The sequence below is a fragment of the Paenarthrobacter sp. PAE-2 genome (genome assembly GCF_026013155.1).
GTDB classification, from domain to species: Bacteria; Actinomycetota; Actinomycetes; order Actinomycetales; family Micrococcaceae; genus Arthrobacter; species Arthrobacter ureafaciens.
The window spans coordinates 1-17,810 of sequence record NZ_JAPDNV010000042.1; the positions used below are offsets into that span (position 1 = coordinate 1).

The 17,810-nt window shown below is 63.5% G+C and carries 17 protein-coding genes, 1 tRNA gene and 1 pseudogene; 9 read left to right on the forward strand and 10 right to left on the reverse strand.

Features of this window, described 5'->3' with window-relative positions:
* Positions 1-100: 100 nt before the first annotated feature.
* Complete coding sequence (locus tag OCL88_RS18080; RefSeq protein ID WP_264963424.1) at positions 101-508, reverse strand: cupin domain-containing protein; 408 nt, start codon at positions 506-508, stop codon at positions 101-103.
* 27 nt (positions 509-535) lie between these two features.
* Positions 536-1,912 (reverse strand): MFS transporter, encoded by a 1,377-nt coding sequence (locus OCL88_RS18085; protein ID WP_264963425.1) that lies wholly within the window; start codon positions 1,910-1,912, stop codon positions 536-538.
* A gap of 131 nt (positions 1,913-2,043) precedes the next feature.
* Between OCL88_RS18085 and OCL88_RS18090 the strand changes: the two genes are divergently transcribed.
* Positions 2,044-2,925: a helix-turn-helix transcriptional regulator gene (locus OCL88_RS18090; RefSeq protein WP_264963426.1), complete on the forward strand. Its 882-nt coding sequence runs from the start codon at positions 2,044-2,046 to the stop codon at positions 2,923-2,925.
* A gap of 66 nt (positions 2,926-2,991) precedes the next feature.
* On the opposite strand, the gene OCL88_RS18095 is transcribed toward OCL88_RS18090, so the two are convergent.
* Positions 2,992-4,308: an alpha-L-rhamnosidase C-terminal domain-containing protein gene (locus OCL88_RS18095; protein ID WP_264963443.1), complete on the reverse strand. Its 1,317-nt coding sequence runs from the start codon at positions 4,306-4,308 to the stop codon at positions 2,992-2,994.
* Between the two features lie 24 nt (positions 4,309-4,332).
* Positions 4,333-5,748, reverse strand: a pseudogene (locus OCL88_RS18100) (family 78 glycoside hydrolase catalytic domain); the annotation flags it as partial.
* Between OCL88_RS18100 and OCL88_RS18105 the strand changes: the two are divergent.
* From OCL88_RS18105 to OCL88_RS18115, 3 genes are all read left to right on the forward strand, one after another.
* A complete protein-coding gene (locus OCL88_RS18105; RefSeq protein ID WP_264963427.1) occupies positions 5,675-6,418 on the forward strand; it encodes a LacI family DNA-binding transcriptional regulator in 744 nt (247 codons plus the stop codon). The pseudogene OCL88_RS18100 and the gene OCL88_RS18105 sit on opposite strands and share 74 nt — an antisense overlap.
* A 92-nt stretch (positions 6,419-6,510) precedes the next feature.
* Positions 6,511-6,726 (forward strand): hypothetical protein, encoded by a 216-nt coding sequence (locus OCL88_RS18110; protein ID WP_166185703.1) that lies wholly within the window; start codon positions 6,511-6,513, stop codon positions 6,724-6,726.
* 38 nt (positions 6,727-6,764) lie between these two features.
* Positions 6,765-7,496, forward strand: a complete 732-nt coding sequence (locus tag OCL88_RS18115; RefSeq protein WP_264963428.1) for a DUF72 domain-containing protein — start codon at positions 6,765-6,767, stop codon at positions 7,494-7,496.
* A 21-nt stretch (positions 7,497-7,517) separates the two neighbouring features.
* On the opposite strand, the gene OCL88_RS18120 is transcribed toward OCL88_RS18115, so the two are convergent.
* Together OCL88_RS18120 and OCL88_RS18125 are read right to left on the reverse strand one after the other, a co-directional pair.
* Positions 7,518-7,979 (reverse strand): GatB/YqeY domain-containing protein, encoded by a 462-nt coding sequence (locus tag OCL88_RS18120; RefSeq protein ID WP_166185701.1) that lies wholly within the window; start codon positions 7,977-7,979, stop codon positions 7,518-7,520.
* A gap of 31 nt (positions 7,980-8,010) precedes the next feature.
* Entirely contained in the window at positions 8,011-9,348 is a 1,338-nt protein-coding gene (locus OCL88_RS18125) for an NAD(P)/FAD-dependent oxidoreductase (RefSeq protein ID WP_264963429.1), read from the reverse strand.
* A 210-nt stretch (positions 9,349-9,558) separates the two neighbouring features.
* Here OCL88_RS18125 and OCL88_RS18130 point away from each other — a divergent pair, with 210 nt between their 5' ends.
* Positions 9,559-10,335 carry a histidine phosphatase family protein gene (locus OCL88_RS18130; RefSeq protein WP_264963430.1) on the forward strand — a complete coding sequence of 259 codons (777 nt, stop codon included), beginning with the start codon at positions 9,559-9,561 and terminating at the stop codon, positions 10,333-10,335.
* Entirely contained in the window at positions 10,319-11,236 is a 918-nt protein-coding gene (locus OCL88_RS18135; RefSeq protein ID WP_264963431.1) for an NAD(P)H-hydrate dehydratase, read from the forward strand. Before OCL88_RS18130 ends, OCL88_RS18135 begins: the two co-directional genes overlap by 17 nt.
* Here the strand turns inward: OCL88_RS18135 and OCL88_RS18140 are convergent.
* Positions 11,233-12,927, reverse strand: coding sequence for a RecQ family ATP-dependent DNA helicase (locus OCL88_RS18140; RefSeq protein WP_264963432.1), 1,695 nt, complete (start codon positions 12,925-12,927; stop codon positions 11,233-11,235). The two genes, OCL88_RS18135 and OCL88_RS18140, sit on opposite strands and share 4 nt — an antisense overlap.
* Before the next feature lie 204 nt (positions 12,928-13,131).
* Here OCL88_RS18140 and OCL88_RS18145 point away from each other — a divergent pair, with 204 nt between their 5' ends.
* The 3 genes from OCL88_RS18145 to OCL88_RS18155 all read left to right on the forward strand — a co-directional run bounded on the left by OCL88_RS18145 (position 13,132) and on the right by OCL88_RS18155 (position 15,846).
* On the forward strand, positions 13,132-13,452 hold the full coding sequence (locus tag OCL88_RS18145; protein WP_264963433.1) for a DUF3040 domain-containing protein: 321 nt from the start codon (positions 13,132-13,134) through the stop codon (positions 13,450-13,452).
* A gap of 134 nt (positions 13,453-13,586) precedes the next feature.
* Positions 13,587-14,480, forward strand: a complete 894-nt coding sequence (locus OCL88_RS18150) for a glucose 1-dehydrogenase (protein ID WP_166185691.1) — start codon at positions 13,587-13,589, stop codon at positions 14,478-14,480.
* A 175-nt stretch (positions 14,481-14,655) separates the two neighbouring features.
* On the forward strand, positions 14,656-15,846 hold the full coding sequence (locus tag OCL88_RS18155) for a cation:proton antiporter (RefSeq protein ID WP_264963434.1): 1,191 nt from the start codon (positions 14,656-14,658) through the stop codon (positions 15,844-15,846).
* A 37-nt stretch (positions 15,847-15,883) separates the two neighbouring features.
* Here OCL88_RS18155 and OCL88_RS18160 read toward each other — a convergent pair whose 3' ends face one another.
* From OCL88_RS18160 to OCL88_RS18170, 3 genes are all read right to left on the reverse strand, one after another.
* Positions 15,884-16,435 carry a TOPRIM nucleotidyl transferase/hydrolase domain-containing protein gene (locus OCL88_RS18160; protein ID WP_021473757.1) on the reverse strand — a complete coding sequence of 184 codons (552 nt, stop codon included), beginning with the start codon at positions 16,433-16,435 and terminating at the stop codon, positions 15,884-15,886.
* A 110-nt stretch (positions 16,436-16,545) separates the two neighbouring features.
* Positions 16,546-16,622, reverse strand: a tRNA-Thr gene (locus OCL88_RS18165).
* Between the two features lie 174 nt (positions 16,623-16,796).
* Positions 16,797-17,675, reverse strand: a complete 879-nt coding sequence (locus OCL88_RS18170; protein ID WP_021473758.1) for a DsbA family protein — start codon at positions 17,673-17,675, stop codon at positions 16,797-16,799.
* Positions 17,676-17,810: the final 135 nt, after the last annotated feature.

The window sequence follows — 17,810 nt, forward strand, 5'->3', positions numbered from 1 at the left end:
CCTCGGGGATCTGGAATACGCCGAAGCCGAGGACTGGCATTTCGACGCCGTTGTTAAGGGTGACGTTTTTCATGGTTTTCCTTGCTGTCGTTGTTGGAAGTCAGGCGTTAGCGGTGTGGGCGGCTTGATAGTCGTGATCGCTGACCGGCTCGAGCCACGTAGCCGTGTGTCCGCCGTCGTGCTCTACCAGTGCCAGGTGACACATCAGGCTGTCCTGTGTTGCGCCGTGCCAGTGTTCCTCGCCGGGCGGGGTGTAAACGGTGTCTCCGGCACGCATGTGTATGACCTTCCCGTCGCGGGTGGCGACCAGCCCTGCCCCGTCGGTGCAGTGCAGTGTCTGGCCCAGGGGGTGAGAGTGCCAATGGGTACGGGCTTCGGGGCTGAACCGGACCATGGCGGTGATCAGCCGTGAAGGATCTTCAGCGGACTGCAGCGGGTTCAGGTACACCTCGCCGGTGAATTTGTCGGTGGGCCCCTTGGAGGAGGGGCCCGGAATCGAAAGACGCATTGAATGGTCCTTTCATGAAGCTAAGGATCAGTTTGTGGTTGGTTGGGAACGATGCTGTAGTGCCAGGGATACGACGACCAGGATCACGAGTACTGCCGCTGTCGCCCCGAGGCTGGCGCGAAGCCCTGTCATGAACTCGCCGCTGGCCAGCACGGCGCCGAAGATGGCCACACCCATGGACCCACCGACCTGGCGGGCGGTGTTGACCACCCCGCTGGCCGTGCCGGCCTGTTCGGCAGCGACGTTGTCCATGACCTGGGCAATAATCGGCGGGACGGTGAAGGAACCACCAACGCCGACGGGGATCATGAAAGCTGCCACGAGCAGGACCGGCGCATTTGCAGGGAGTAGACAGAGGCCGGCGAGGCCGGCGGCCATGATCAGCTGGCCCGCGGCGATCATGGCCACATGCCCGAACCGGGTCATCAGGCGCGCCACCCAAGGGTTCAAGATGGCAACCAAGGCCGTCATCGGTAGGAACAACAGGCCGGTTTCAAGTGCAGAGTATCCGCGTTCCTGTTGGAAATAGAGGCTTTGCATGAACACGATGCCGTAGAAAGCAGCCATCGTCACCACAGCAATGACCAGCGCGGTGGACACCGCACGTGACCGGAACAAATCCAGGGGAATCATCGGATGCCGGCCTCTGGATTGGGTGACGATGAAAGCCACGAGCGATATCGCACTGATGCCGAAGAGGGTCAGGATGGCAGGGCTGCCATATCCTGCCTCAGCGCCTTCGATGATTCCGTAGGTCAGTGCGGCCAGTGCTGCGACGGCGGCAATTTGACCTGCCCAGTCGAAAGGGGCTGAATGGCGGGATGAGCGTGCTACTCGTGAGAGGACAATCAGTGCCGATGCACCGACGGGCAGATTGACGAAGAAGATCAGCCGCCAGTCGAGTTGGGTCAAAAGTCCGCCCAGTACCGGTCCTGCAGCGGCAGCCACTGAGCCGCCCAATCCCCAATAAACTATTGCCCGACCCCGGGCGGCCGGGTCGTGATAGGCCTCCCGGATCAGGGCCAGGGATGCAGGGGTGATCATCGCTGCTCCGATGCCTTGCACAATACGCGAAGCGATAAGGACCGGCAGGGTCGGGGTCAGCGCGCACGCGGCAGAAGCGACAATGAAGATCAGCATGCCCAACCCGTAGGCGCGCCGGGCACCTGCGCGGTCGGAGAGCGTGCCCGCGAACAGCTGGAGGGCAGAAAACATCAGCGTGTACCCGGTCACGACCCACTGCAGGCCGGAGAGGCCACCGCCGAGATCATTGCGGATTTCCGGGAGTGCGACGTTGACGATCTGAGCGTCCAGGGCGACCACGAAGAATCCCAGCATGGCAACTATCAGGGACGCCCTGGGTGGAACAACAACAGCCAGGCGGCTGACGGTAGGGACAGACATGGCGTCCTTTCGAAACACAGAAACGGTCTTCTTCAAGAAAACCAGCCCCTTTATGGACGCGGGAGTGTCTGTTGTGCGGTGTACTGGCAGTTCCTGTTAGGCCATTCCCGTATCGCCGTAGCCTAGAAGGCATGGACAACACCAAAGACGTCCGCGACTTCCTCATGAGCCGCCGGGCACGCATCACCCCGTCCCAGGCAGGGCTACCCGCCTACGGCGGAACCCGAAGGGTAGCCGGTCTCAAACGCGAAGAAGTTGCCATGCTCACGGGCGTCAGCACCGAGTACTACGCACGGCTCGAGCGAGGAAACCTGCGAGGCGTGTCCGACTCCGTTCTCGACTCCTTAGCCCGGGCCCTGCAGCTCGATGAAGCAGAACGCGCCCACCTGCATGACCTCGCCAAAGCGGCAGCGCCGGCCCCAGCATCCGCGGCGCGGCGTGCCCGCGTGGACGTGCGTCCAAGCATTGAGAGAGTCCTGGCCGGGATGACAGGAACACCGGCCTACGTCCGGAATGCCCGCATGGACGTTGTGGCCGCGAACAGCTTGTGCTTCGCCCTGTACACCGACATCCTCGGCCCGGGGAAGCTCCCGGTAAACCTTGCCCGCTTCACGTTCCTGGATCCCCTGTCCAGGGACTTCTTTGTCGATTGGGATACCCTCGCCGACGATTTCGCAGCGGCTTTGCGCACAACATCCGGACAGAACCCACGGGACCGGGCCCTGAACAGCCTGATCGGGGACCTTGCAGCCGGAAGCACCGAATTCTCCACACGCTGGGCCCGGCACAACGTCCGCTTCCACCGCAGCGCCCGCAAAACAATGCGCAACCAACTCGTAGGCGAGATTGAACTCACCGGCGACGCCCTGGAACTGCCCGGAGAAGGACTCACTCTGGTCGCGTACTCAGCCGAACCCGGAAGCCACGCCCAAGATCAACTCGACTTCCTCGCCAGCTGGAGCAGCAGCAAAGACCGGCTTGGACCTGCGCCTGTCTACCCACCTACTGCCTAGCCGGCAGAGACCTGCTGAAGCGCCGGGAGCCGGGGACGCGAAACCCCCGGCCGCTGGCGCCACGCCTTAGCGAACCAGCTGCACCCCGAACTCGTGGCATCCTGAACCGACTTCAAGTGGCTCCTGTCCCGGCAGTTCCACCCGCGCCGTCGTTCCTGTGGGAATGTCAACCACGGCGCTCAGGTGCCCGTCGTCGATCTTCCACTGCACCGACGCAGTGCCGTACGGCGTCTCGTGGCGGGCCGAGGCCCAACTGAGGCCACCACCGGGCTGAGGTCTGACAAGGATCTTGCGGTATCCAGGCTCGAGCGGCGCGAGGCCGGCGACCACCCGGTGTATCCAGTCAGCTACCGCTCCCAGGGCGTAATGGTTGAAAGACGTCATCTCCCCCGGGTTCATGGAGCCGTCCGGAAGCATTGAATCCCAGCGCTCCCAGATTGTGGTTCCTCCTTGCCCCACAGCGTAGAGCCAAGATGGGCACTCTTTCTCCAACAACAGGCCATATGCCGCATCGATATCGCCGGACAATGTGAGTGCATCGGACACCACGGGTGTGCCCGCAAAACCTGTGCCGATGCGGTTGCCGTTCGCCCGCACCAACTCAGCCAAACGCGAACCCGCCCTGGCTTTTGAATCCGCATCCGGGAAGAGGTCGAAGACTATCGCCAATGCGTAAGCTGTCTGGGCGTCGCTGGTCATTGTGCCGTCAGGGTGGATGTACTGGCGGGAGAAGGCGTCCGCGACGGCACGGGACAGCGCAAGGTAGTGCAGTTCATCGTCGCGCTTCCCCAGTACGGCGGCAGTGCGCGCGAGATGCCGGGCAGACCAAGCGAAGTACGCGGTGGCCACCAAGTGGGGGTCGGTCACCGCTTGCGTAGGATCCTCCGGCGGCGCAGCAGGGTCCAACCAGTCACCGAATTGGAAGCTGCCGCTCCAGATCCGTTTTTCGCCCGCCAACCGGTCGATGAGGTCCACCCAACGCATTGCACTTTCGTACTGTGCAGCCAGGATTCCAGGGTCATTGAAACGCTCGTAGAGCACCCATGGCGTCAGCACGGCCACATCACCCCAAACAGCGCTGGGCTGGGTGGGCGACCAAGGATCATCGACAGGTACCACAGGAACAAACCAAGGCACCGTGCCATCCGGGAGCTGTTCGGCGGCCACGTCTTTCAGCCATGAGGACAGCATGCCCGAGCAGTCGTAGAGGAAACTGGCCGTCGGGGCGAACACTTGGATGTCTCCGGTCCAGCCCAGGCGCTCATCCCGCTGCGGGCAATCGGTGGGGATATCCACGAAGTTACCCTTCATGCTCCATAGCACGTTGTCGTGAAGGCGGTTAAGGTCCGGGTTGGAGGATTCGAACCACCCTGTCCGCTCCATATCTGTGTGGTACACCCGCGCTACAACATTCTGCGCAACATCATCACCCGTCCATCCAGTGATCTCGGCGTAACGGAAGCCATGGATGGTGAACTTCGGTTCCCAGGTTTCCAGGCTGGCACCGGAGAGCGTGTAAAGATCAGTTGCCTCGGCGTGCCGGAGCGGCCGCGTATAAAGTTCGCCATCCTGGAGAACTTCGGCATGTCGGATCACGACCGTCGAGCCAGCCTCACCCTTGACTTTGATCTGGAGCTTCCCGACAAGATTCTGCCCGAAATCGATCAGGGTCTTCCCCGAGGGAGACGTCCACACGCTTACCGGATGAACTTCATCTGTGCAACGTATGGGCGGGCCTTCCGGCGCCACCAGAGTCTTGGGATCACGTTCGACGGCGATCACGGACCCCCAGCCAGTGTCGTCGAAGCCGGGACTACTCCAGCCTGATGGAAACTGTCGAGCGTCGCAGTGCTCACCCTTGTAAAGGCCTGATCTGACTATTGGACCGAAACCGGCCTTCCAGGCGTCGTCCGTACCTATTACCGTGACTGAACCGTCGTCGTGCATGACGTGGAGTTGCGCAAGCAAAGCAAGCTTTTCCCCATAAAGGTCGGACCGACCGCCGGCAAAACCGATGCGACCCCGGTACCATCCATCCGAGAGCCACGCACCCATTGCATTGTCTCCTCGGGACAGGTATTGGGTGACGTCTTAGGTGTAGTAGCGCAGGCGTTGACCGTACACAGTCCAACCAGGTGAGAGGGCATCATCTCCAACCCGTAAACCATTGATCTCTACCTCGTAAAGGCCGTGAGCTGTGACGTAAAGACGGGCGGACTTTACCGGGTGGTCAAGCGAGAACCCACGCCGCAGCAGAGGCGGCCTTCGGTCCTCGCCTGTGTCCTCGTCCCAGCTCGGGCTCACTGCCGCCGCCGTCCAGTCTTGGGGATCCAAGAGTCCGCATTCGACGACGGCGGGCCGGCTCCATTCGCTCGGTGCTTGGTCACCAAGCCCCCATACCCGGACACTCACTTCGGCTCGCTCAGCCGACGTGAGCGCAGGAGCCGTCCACGGAACCAGGACAGACTGGGCAGAAGCGATCCTCCCGCTCCTATGAGTGCCGCTTCCGGTTGTAACCGACACTTCGTACCCCTCTTGTGCCCATCCCGGTTCTGCTGTGGTCTTCCAGGAGATGCGTGGGGTTGCCTCACCAATTCCGAGGGCTTGCAGATGGTGTTCAAAAGTTGCCGGTTGCACGAGCACAGGCATGGGTGGTGTCTCCTTAGGGGTGGTGGCCGGGGCCTGGGTAAGGGTGTCCGCCCTTGAGGGCTTATCCTGGACGGCGTCCGCGACGTCGTAGAAGAACCAAGTGCTTATCGGGCAGGCAAGCCATGGGCTGGAAGCCCAAAGGAAGCTTGTCGAAGCCATGCTGGACCGTCGCATGGACGGTCTGTTGCTGATAGCACCGTTCGGGAGAAACGAAGAACTGGAGGAGCTTGGACGTGCCATACCGGTCGTGGTCCTTGGACGACACGGCCCGGCCGAACCGTTCGACACGGTGGCCAGTGACGACATCGCCGGCAGCGCCCTAATCGTCGAGCATCTGGCATCGCTGGGCCACCGTCGCATCTCCTTCATGGGAAGCACGCTTTCGGACAATGAACCCAGCATGCCTCAGACTGTCAGGGCCCTGGGCTATGACCTGGCCATGGAACATTCCGGCCTCGGTGAATGGATAGATCACATACCGGGCTTGTGGGGATCAGCCGGTGGCGTCGAAGCGGGCAAACTGATCGTCCAACGGCCCTCGTCCACCCGACCAACCGCCCTTCACGGCGGCGCCGACGTTGCGGCCCTCGGCGCATACACGAGCCTTCTTGAAGCGGGAATTAGCGTCCCTGAGGACATCTCGATGGTGGGCTACGACAACATTCCGGTGTCAGGTCTCCCACCCATCGGGCTTACGACCGTTGACCAATCCGGCGTCCAGATGGGTCGAAACGCTGCAGAGTTGCTCATCTCCCGGATTGAAGGACGCAGTGAGGCTCAACACATCCTGGTGCCGCCGAAGCTGATTGTTCGCAAGACCACCGCCGCACCGCCGGGAGAGTAGTCGCCCGGCAGGGACAGGTGCCTAGCGCGCCGCGAAGAAGGTATGCAATTGTCCATATCGGCGGCGGTCCGGCTATGTCAGGATCAGGAATCATGAACCTCCCGCTGTTCCACGATCCTTTGCAGGGCACTGTCATCGGCGACGCGCAGCCCGTGCGTGATCCACGAGTCCACCGCCCTGTCCGCAGCTCCAGCACCCCTGCCCGGCACGAACGTCGCAGGTCAAAGCCGAGGCGCAGCCGCCAGCGCGAAGTTGCCGGCGTGGCCGAAGACCTTCAGGCACTGATGGCCAGAACCATGCCCCGCTGATTCCACACCCGGGTTCCCTGACCCGCTAGCATCCAATCATGGGCATCCACATTGGCACTTCGGGCTGGAGCTACGACCATTGGAAGGACGTGCTCTACCCTCCCGGCCTGCCCACGGCGAAACGGCTGGACGCCTACGTTGCACGCTTCTCCACGGTTGAGCTGAACGCGAGCTTTTACCGCTGGCCCCGGGACACCACGTTCGCGGGGTGGCGTGAGAGGCTTCCACCCGGGTTCGCGATGTCCGTGAAAGCTCCCCGCGGGCTGACACACGCCAAGAAGCTCTACGCCCCGGAGGTGTGGCTTGAGCGCATCACGCGCTGCTGGCACGAGCTCGGCGACAAAAGGGCAGTCCTCCTGGCCCAGTTACCGCCCGATTTCGCCCGCGACGATGCCCGCCTGGACTATTTCCTGGCCGCCGTCCCCGAGTGGATCCGGGTTTCCGTGGAGTTCCGCCATGACAGCTGGGACCACCCGGACGTCTACGCCATCCTTGAGCGCCACCAAGCCGCCTACTGCGTCATGAGCGGGGCCAACTTGCCTTGCATCCTGCGCTCCACGGCGCCTTTTGTGTATGTCAGGCTCCACGGTCCGGACCAGGAACACCTTTACGGCGGTTCCTACACGGAGGAGGACATGCGGTGGTGGGCGGACCGCATCCGAGAGTGGAGCGGTGACGGCAAAGATGTGTTCGCGTACTTCAACAACGACGGCGGCGGCAACGCCGTGCGGAACGCTGACACGTTGCGGGGGCTGCTGGGCGTCAACTGAGCAGCAACCCCCGGCAGCACGTCAGCCCAGGCGTGCCCTGACGATCTCGCTGACGGCCTTGCCGTCGAACCGTCCAGCCACCTTGGCCGTCACGGGCTTCATGACCGCGCCGAGGGAACGCATCGAGAGTTCCTGCCCGCTGGCCGTGAGAGCGGCAATCTCCTCGTCAACAATCGCCTCGACTTCTTCACGGGTAAGCGGCTTCGGAAGGTAGGCCTCGATGATTTCCGCTTCTGCGACTTCGGCCGCTGCACGTTCACTTTCACCGGCTTCGGTATAGATCCGGGCGGTGTCCCTGCGCTTGGCGGCTTCCTTCTGCAGCAACGAAATCACCTGGGCGTCGTCGAGGTCCACCGGCGTCTTGCCGGATTTCTCGCGCGTCGTGATCTCGCCCAGAACATTGCGCACTGTGGTGAGGGCAGTCTTGTTGCCGGCTTTCATGTGCTCCACAACGTCTGCCTTGAGACGGTCTTTCAATGACATGCTGCTCCTCGCTCCGGGTTCAACCTCCAGCTTATTGCCCGGCGGGCGGCAACCCGGTGCCCGGTTGTTCTCCCACCGGCAATTTCTCCGGGGTGACCGGGCGGGCGGGATCCTCGTCCTCCATGGCCCTGTCCACCGGACCGCTCACCACTACCTGCGCGGGGCTGTGCAGGATGTAGCCGTTGAGCCAGGAGAACAGCGCCCTGACCTTCTGCTGGATTCCGGACAACAGTGCCAGGTGCACCAGGAGCCAGGAAAGGAAGGCAAAAGTGCCCTGCAGCTGGTAGCGCTTCCGCCCCAGCTCGGCCACCGCCGCGCCACGGCCAACCATCGCCATGTAGCCCTTGTCCACGTAATGGAAAGGCTTGCGGGTACCACCGTTCAAGTCGGCAATGATGTTGTGGGCCGCCCACTTTCCTGCCTGCTGCGCAACTGAACCCAACTGGGGAAGCTTGTTTCCGGCGTCGTCGGTGACGTTGGCGGCATCTCCCAGGACATACACCCCGTCAACGTCCGGCGCGGTAAGGTCCGGCCGGACGTCGATCCGCCCTCCCCTGCCTTGTGCCAGGCCGGATCCGGAGATGAGGTCGCCGGCCTTCAGCCCACCGGCCCACACGACGATTTGCGCCGGAATGAAGGTGCCGTCAGCAAGGGAAACCCCGTCGGCCCGGACTTCCGTGACTCCCACCCCCATGCGGAGTTGAACGCCGACCTTCCCAAGATGCTCGGCCGCGTAGGCCTGGGATTTCTTCGAGAAGGCATTCAGTACGCTCGGGACCATGTCCACCAAGTGCACGCGGCACCGTGACGCCAGCTCGGGCGAGAAGTATTTGCGGACCACGTACTTGACGTTTTCGGCCATTGCTCCGGCAGTTTCAACACCGGTAGGACCACCACCCACAACAACCACGTCCACCATGCCGTCGTTGCGGTCCGCTTGGTCCAGTAGCCGCGTGAGGCCGGTGCCCAGCTTTGTGGCATCCGTGACGGAGTACAGCGGATAGGCGTGTTCCTCGGCCCCTGGAGTATTGAAGAAGTTGGGTACCGCGCCCACGGCAAGCACCAAGATCTGTCCGCGGAGAGTCCGTCCGTCCGTGGTGGTAACCGTCTTCCGTGCCGTGTCCACTGAACTGACTTTCGCGGTCAGGACTTTGACGGATTTGTAGCGCCGGAACACGGAACGGAGCGGGCGGGCTATGGCCGAGACACCGATTTGGGAGGTGGCCACCTGGTAGAGCAACGGCTGGAATTGGTGGTAGTTGTTCGAGTCGATCAGCAGGACGCGAACGCCCTTTCGCCCGAGTTCCTTGGCTGCCGCAACACCTGCGAATCCGCCGCCGACCACAATGACCTGGTATGAGTCGTCCATCCCAGCAACTTACTTCACCCCGGCCGAAGGCAACAGGGCTTGACTGCGGCTCGAAGCACACGGCCACTCCGGAAGCAGCGCAGTGCGCGGCAGCCCGCCGTCGTGCGTTTATCTTCCAAAACCGTGGGTACCCGGTGTGTAGTGTTCTGCAGACAACTGGAAAAGGACAGCTGGATAATCAGCAAGACAACACTGATGGGGTGATTCCGGATGAACGACGACGGGCTGACAGATGCGGTGCAGGAAGCCGGTGCCGTGGAGTTGCTGCTGATCCGGCACGGGGAGAGCGAAGGCAACGTCGCAGCGACGGAGGCGCGGCTCGCCGGGGCAGAAGTCATTGAGGTTCCGGCACGGGACGCGGACGTGAACCTGTCGGACCTCGGGCAGGAGCAGGCAAAGGCGCTGGGAACGGCACTGGCAAGGATTCCGGAGGCTGACCTTCCCGACGCCGTCGTTTCGTCCCCCTACGCGCGGGCGAGGCAGACGGCGGAAATCGCCGTCCGGACGGCCGGCTGGCCTGTCAAAGTCCTGTCCGATGAACGCTTGCGGGACCGCGAACTGGGCATCCTGGACCGGCTGACCCGCCTGGGGGTCGAATCCCGGTACCCGGAGGAAGCCGAGCGGCGGCTCTGGCTGGGCAAACTGTATTACCGGCCTCCTGGCGGCGAATCCTGGGCGGACGTGGCACTGCGGCTGCGCTCCGTGCTGGATGAACTGAACACCCTCAACAGCGGCAAACGGGTGATGCTGGTCTGCCACGACGCGGTGATCATGCTGGTCCGGTACGTGCTTGAGGGTATGTCCGAGGAAGAGGTCCTGGACCTGGCGGCCACAACCTCGATCCTCAACGCCTCCATCACCCGGTACCTGCGACCATCGGGCGCCGGGCCTTGGACGTTGGACAGCTTCAACGTAGCGGACCACCTCACCGAGCAGGGCGTTTCCGTTACCGAGCACGCAGGAGACGCCAGTGTCCACCCCCGCTGACACCCCGACGCCGGTCACCCCGTCGCTGCTGCGGGACTGGTCCCTGCCCGCGCCCGGTGAAGATAAATACTCGCGGGGTGCCGTGCTGGTGGTTGGGGGTGGCCGTTCGACGCCGGGCGCCGCCCTGCTCGCCGGCGCATCCGCGCTCCGGGCAGGTGCCGGGAAACTGACGCTGGCAGTGGCCGAATCGGTGTCTGTGCAGCTCGGCGTGGCGCTACCCGAATGTGGTGCCGTGGGCCTTCCCGAAGACTCCAAGGGCTCTATCACCGGAAAAGGCCTGGACCGCATTTCCTCGTACCTTGACCGGGCGGATGCCGTACTGATCGGACCCGGCCTTGATGACCAGGAGTTGAGCCGGGACTTGCTGTGCGCCCTTCTTGAACGCGAGGAAGACCGCGGAGGACAAGCCCCAACGGAAGGTCCCGCCGTCGTGCTCGACGCCTTCGCTTTGGGGGCGTTGCCGCAGCTGGAGGACCGGCTGGACCCGTGGCGGGGCCGCATGATCCTCACCCCCAATCCCACGGAAGCAGGAATCCTCCTGGGCAGGGACGTGGAGGATCTCGAGGCCGATGTGGCGGCGGTGGCGCGGAAGTTCGACGCCGTGGTCAGTTGCCAGGGCTACATCGCAGGTGCACCCGGCACGTCGGAAGCGGAATCCGCACTGTGGAAAATCACCACGGGTTACGGCGGACTGGGAACATCCGGCAGCGGCGATGTCCTTGCCGGTGCCATTGCCGGGCTGCGCGCCCGGGGTACCAGCAGCACCCAAGCTGCCTGCTGGGGGACCCATTTGCACGCAGCTGCCGCGGACAGGCTGGCCAGTACCATGGGCCCGCTGGGATTCCTTGCCCGGGAACTTGCCGACCAGCTCCCGGCCTTGATGCTTGAGCTGAAAACCTAGGCAGGCCTGAGGAGTTCGTGCTCCATGACGGTCGAGCGGGACAGGGTTTTGTATCCTTCGTGCTCGAACAGCACGGTGATGACGTCGTCTTCGTGCCGCATGACAAGTCCTGGCCCCCATTCCTTATGGATCACCGCGGACTGCAACGGGAACGGATCAGGCGAGGCGCCGGCGTCGGGCGTTTCCTTGCCGGTGCGCCGCACGTCGGGATGGTTGGCGGCTTCTGTACAGACGCCGCAGTTGCCGCAGGCCTTTGCCAGTTCTTCCCCGAAGTAGCCCAGCAGGAACTGCCGGCGGCAGCTGTCGGTCTCCGCGTACGCGCGCATCATGGTGAGGCGGGAATGGTCCACGCGCTGGCGTGCTTCGGCCAGCTCGACGGCGTGGGCCACCAGGGACCGCAGCTTCGCTTTGGAGGCAAGCCGGACGCCGCGTTTGCCCACCTTCACCGCGTCGGCTTCCTCCAGCTGGTTCACCAAGGCAGTAACGCGCCTCGGCGGGAACCCGGTCAGCTCGGCCAGGACCTTCTTGGTTGCCGGCGCGCTTGCGTTCTTCAGGACCTTCAGCACGGCGAGGAGGGACTCCTGGTCCGGAGCATGGGTGCCGAAAAACTTGCGCAGGCCGAGGTCCTCGGACCGGTAGTGCAGCACTGCCCTCGCCTTGTCCCCATCCCTGCCGCCCCGGCCAATCTCCTGGTAGTAGGCATCGAGGGACTCGGGGATATCGGCATGCACCACGAACCTGACGTTGGGCTTGTCGATGCCCATGCCGAACGCCGTCGTGGCAACCACTACATCAAGGTCATCGGCCAGGAACTGTTCGTGGATGTGTTCGCGCTCGGATGCGGAACGGCCTGCGTGGTAGGCCTCGGCACGGATTCCCTGCGCCACCAGCTTGGCTGCGTACTTCTCCGTGTCCTTGCGGGTGGCCGCGTACACCAAGCCCTTCTGTCCCGACGTCGTCAACGACGCAACCTGGGACAGCACGGCCTTCCGCTTGGCCTTGTCCTCGTGGTGGCGGACTACTTCCAAACTGATGTTGGGACGGTCGAAGCCCCGGACCAGGATCAGTGGATCCTGCATGCCCAGGCGCTCAACAATTTCGTCCCGCACGGGCGGGGACGCCGTTGCGGTCAGGGCCGCGACGGGCGGGTTCCCAAGGCTTTCACGGACGTTGCCGAGGTTGAGGTAGTCGGGCCGGAAGTCGTGTCCCCAGGATGAAACGCAATGGGCCTCGTCCACTACCAGCAGGGTGAGATCCGCCCGCGCGATCCGCTCCACCGTCTCCTGCTTGGCCAACTGCTCGGGAGCCAGGAAAAGATAGACCGTCTTCCCGGACTCCACCGCATCCCATGCGGCTTCCACGTCCGCGTCGCTGTGGGCCGAGTTGACCGCGACGGCGGCGCCCTCGCCCAGGTGCCTGTTGAGGCCCTCCAGCTGGTCTTCCTGCAAGGCGATCAACGGAGAAACCACGACGGCGGGTCCCCCGGTTCGGCCCTGCAGTTTCTGCTGCTGCTGGTGCAGGTACAAGGCGGCGACCTGGTAGGTGGCGGACTTGCCATATCCGGTGGGCATCACGGCAAGGACGTCGCGTCCTTCGGCGAGCGCGCTCATGGCGGCCAGTTGCCCATCCCTGAGTGCATCCAGCGAGAAGGACTCGGCCGCGAGCGCGGCCAGGGCTGATTCGTCCGACATGGTGTAAAGCTCCGCACCCTAGTACCTGCGGCCGCGTTGCTTGAGCCGGGGGAAATCCAGCCTAGCGCGACCATGTCCACAACACTCAATCAATGCTTGCGGACCGAATAATAAGCATGCTTAGCTTATCCTGTTGCGCGCAAAGCCGCCGTCAACGCGCACATTGGCACCATGGCTACGGGGTTGCGAACGGGGAGGATCGTCATGCCGCTATCGGATCAGGAGCGCAAGGTCTTGCAGGAGCTGGAGCGCGAGCTCTTCATCCAGGATCCCGCGCTGGCCAAACAACTTGAAACGGGCATCCCATCCGAGCCCGCACCTGCCCCCAAGGCCCTGAACGTCATCGCGGCAGCACTCGGCTTGGCGCTCATCCTGCTGGGGATCCCCATCCACCCATCGCCGCTCGGACTGCTCGGCTTCACGCTGATGGTGACGGGAATCGTCAGCCAGTGGATGGAACATCGCAGGTGGGCGGAAAGGCAGCGCACGGAACAGCGCAGGGCAAGAAGCCGCCGTCACGCCTGACTACCCTCCGGGGCGAGCGTCCGCATCCCGCACTTGCGACCACTCCCGACCTTGCATAGGCTGAAAACCATAAGCCTACTTAGTAATTCATTGCAGGCTTGCCCGTGTTCCACGCAATACCAGGAGGACCGACCATGACTGATCAGTACACGTTCCGAAACCCGGTCACAGCATACGAGCACATTTCACCGCCCAAGCAGCACCAGCCGGAACCGGGACTGGATGCGGAACTCACCCCCAAGGCCGATCTCGGCGAAGACTCTTACCGCGGGACCGGACGTTTGGAGGGCCGCAAGGCAATTGTCACGGGAGCCGATTCCGGCATCGGGGCGGCAACGGCCATCGCCTTCGCCCGGGAGGGTGCCGACGTCGTTCTTTCCTACCTGCCGGAAGAAGAGGAAGATGCCTCGCGCATCGCCGGCATCATCGAGGCAGCCGGCCGCAAGGCCGTGAAGGTGCCGGGCGACCTCAAGGATTCGGCAACCTGCCGCGACGTGGTGGACGCAGCAGTGTCCGCCTTGGGCGGGATCGACATCCTGGTCAACAACGCGGGCAAGCAAGTGGCGCAGGAAGAACTCGGGCAAATCAGCGATGAGCAGTTCGACCACACCATCAAGACCAACGTCTACGCAATGTTCTGGCTGACCAAGGCAGCCCTCCCCCACCTGCCCGCGGGATCCACGATCATCAACACCACGTCCATTCAGGCCTACAATCCGTCACCCACCCTGGTGGACTACGCCACGACGAAGGCCAGCATCAACAACTTCACCAAGGGCCTCGCCCAGCAGCTGGCTCCCCAGGGCATCCGAGTCAACGCCGTGGCGCCGGGCCCCATCTGGACTCCGCTCCAGGTCAGCAGCGGCCAGCCCAAGGAGGCCCTGCCCGAGTTCGGGAAGGACACTCCCCTGGGACGTGCCGGCCAGCCGGCTGAACTCGCACCGGCCTATGTCTTCCTCGCCTCGCCCGAATCCAGCTACGTCGTCGGCGAGACCCTGAATGTCAACGGCGGCAGCCCCACGCCATAACCTGCCCCGCTGCGTGGGCCACAGCGGACCACGGCGACGGCGACGCTCCCACGGCGGGGGCGTCGCCGTCGATTTTTGTTGACGCAGTTATGGCGCCGGGAGGAACCCGACGGGTAGCTTTGGGTTTGTTCCCCGACTCGTCGCGGCGGAGGTACTGCCGATGCAAGGCCTGAGCATGTCACTGCTGGTGATCGCTTCCCTTGCAATCCTGGCGCCCTTGCTGGTCCGGGCGTTGGACCGGGTCATCAAAGTCCCCCTGGTGGTCTTCGAGATCCTGTTGGGCATGCTGCTGGGCCCGGCCGTCCTGGGATGGGTTCAATCGGTGGAATTCACCGACACCTTGGCGGATTTCGGACTGGCCATGCTGTTTTTCGTGGCCGGCACGGAGATCGACTTCAGCCTCATCCGCGGCCGGCCTGCCGCGCGGGCAGGCATCGGCTGGGTCATCTCCCTGGCGGCCGGAATCGGCGCGGGCCTCATCCTCGGACCCGGTTTGGAGGCGGCAGTCATCATCGGCGTCGCGCTCTGCTCCACGGCGCTGGGCACGCTGCTGCCCATCCTCCGCGACGCGGGCGAGTCCCGGACTCCCCTGGGCATCGCGGTGACTGCCCTTGGCGCCGTGGGGGAATTCGGTCCCCTCGTGGCCATCTCCTTGTTCTTCAGCGGTAAACAGTTGGGTCCGGCCACGGCAGTACTCCTGGGCTTTATTGTCCTGACCGGCCTTGCAGTCTTCCTCGCCTCCCGTTCCCGCCACAAATTCCTGCACGCGCAGGTCACCAGGACTCTTCACACCAGCAGCCAGTTCGCGGTGCGCTCCATCATGTTCATCCTCACCGTCCTGGTGGTGCTGAGCATGACCCTGGGCCTGGACATGCTGCTGGGTGCCTTTGCTGCAGGGATCCTGTGGAAGGTGGTCATCGCGCGGGCACCCGAACAGGACCGCAGCGTCATCGAGGCCAAAGTGGACGCCATTGCGTTTGGCTTCCTGGTCCCGATCTTCTTCATCGACACCGGAATCGACTTCGACCTCGGCGCACTGACCGCAGACCCCATGACCCTGGCGCTGGTGCCGGTGTTCCTCATCCTGTTGCTGGTGGTCCGGGGCCTGCCCTCGATGCTTGCCGCACCACGGCATTCCACTTTTGCCGGTAAACGCGCCGTTGCCCTGTTCGGCGCAACAGGCCTGCCGATCATCGTTGCGGTGACGGGGATCGGGCAGGACACCCACCTGATCTCCAACGGGATCGCTTCCGCGCTGGTCGGCGCCGGGATGCTCTCAGTGTTGCTCTTCCCGATGCTCGCGTTGCGGCAACGCGCACCAGTTACCGCCCCGCGCCCCCGAAAGCACTGGCGCGAACGGCGTTAGCGGTTGCGACGAAGCCCCGGACACGGACGTGTGCTGTTCAGTTCCCGGCTGCGAACGAGGCAACGAGGAGTCCCAGCGGCAGTGGCGCCTCGCCGTCGGGCAGTGCCTCAACCAACAACCTTGCATACCGGACCTTGTTGCCACTGCGGCCGCCGAAGAATCTCCGCAGTTGGTCCGTCACCGGGCGGTCCCGGAGCGACGGTTGACGCTGCAGGAGCCGGAACGATGCCAATTCGCCCTGTTCTTCAATGACATTCAGGACGTTCTCCGTTCCAAGGGCACGGATGAGTTCGTCTTCCAGGTCCTCGTGGCAGACGTGGAACCCAAGTTCCGCCAACGTTCCGGGACCGATGCCCGCACGGCTCAGCGCCCTGGCAATGCCAGGAGATTCGCCTGCATCGCACAACCCCAGGAGCCTGTGGTCTGCGCCGCTGGGCCCATAACGGTCCAGAAAGTGGATGATGCTGGTGGCGCCGCCCATGGGTACCACCGTGACGCCCTCTGCCGCCAGGTCATGGCCAAGCTTGGCGGCCAGCGTCTCCACGGCCACCTTGTCGCTTTCACCTTCCACCAGCACAGTGGTCTGCATAGAGCCAGTATGCATGCCGCGGCAACGCCCCGGCACGCCGTGATGACGCCTGCCCCCGAATACGGAAAACCCCTCTTTCCGGTGGTGGTCCGCCGGGAAAGAGGGGTTAGTGGAGCCCCCTGCCGGATTCGAACCGGCGACCCCCTGTTTACAAGACAGGTGCTCTGGCCAACTGAGCTAAGGAGGCGCGATGAACGATGCCAGCCTGTGCTGGACACTCGCTAAAGAACGCTAGACAAGGTTAGCCCAGACCCTCCCCCACAAGGAAATTCAAGGCCGGACAAGCCCTGCCTGGAGACGACGGCGGCCGGTTCACCTTTCTGCGAAAGGTGGACCGGCCGCCGTCGTATTTGACTGAAAATCAGCCCTTCGCGCTGATAGCCGCTTGGATCTCTGCGTTAAGGTCGGTGGACCCGTCCCACTGCTTGCCGTCGACAAAGACGGTAGGCGTGCCGGTGATTCCGATCGCGGCAGCTTCCTGCGTGGCGACCTTCACGTACGGGCGGAACTCCTTGTTATCCACGCAGGAATCGATATTGGCGGCTCCCACTTCAGTGGCCATGGCCTTGAGGTCCTTGTCGGAGATGCCTGCACCGCCTTCGGACGGCTGGCGCTCGAACAGGAGGTTGAAGAAGTCGGCGTACTTCTCCGGCGAGGTGTTCACGACGCAGGCGGCAGCGTTCGCGGCGCGGGAGGAGTAGTTGGTGGTGGACTGCTGGTCCAGGAAACCAAGCGGCCGGTACTCAAGGGAGATCTTGCCTTCGTTGCGCAGGTTGGTCAGCGATTCACCGTAAGTGGTTTCGAAGCGCTTGCAGACCGGGCAGATGAAGTCGATGTAGGCAACAACCTTGACGGGCTTGCCGGCTTCCGCCTCGGCGCCTGGAGCGGCCACGGTAGCCGGCTTGGTGGTCAGCGGAGCCGGGACATCGGCCACGTTCACCGTGGCGGGCTCCGACTTGACTACTTCGTTGTTGGCCAACAGCGTCACGCCGCCGTGGACGTTGCCGTTGGCGGGGGTGGGGCCGCTGTCCGCGATCGGGGCGCTGTTCTGGATGTTCTGGACCACCACGAGTGCGATGATCACGAGGATCGCCACGACGGCAACCACGATGCCCCAGCCAATCAGGAGCTTGTTGCGCTTCTCCTTCTTAAGCTGTTCTTCGCGGATCTTGCGCGCTTGTTCGCGGGCCTGGGCTGTGCGCTCGGCCTTGGACAGGCGTGGTTCGTTTGCGGGACTCATCAATTCCTCGTGGTTACTCGACGTCGAAGTGGCAACGGGGCCAGTTTACGGGAGCAAACCTGAAGGTTTGCCGCACACCCAACCGCCCGGTTGTTGAACGATCAACCGCCCCTGAAGATTCCGCCGGTAGGCTGG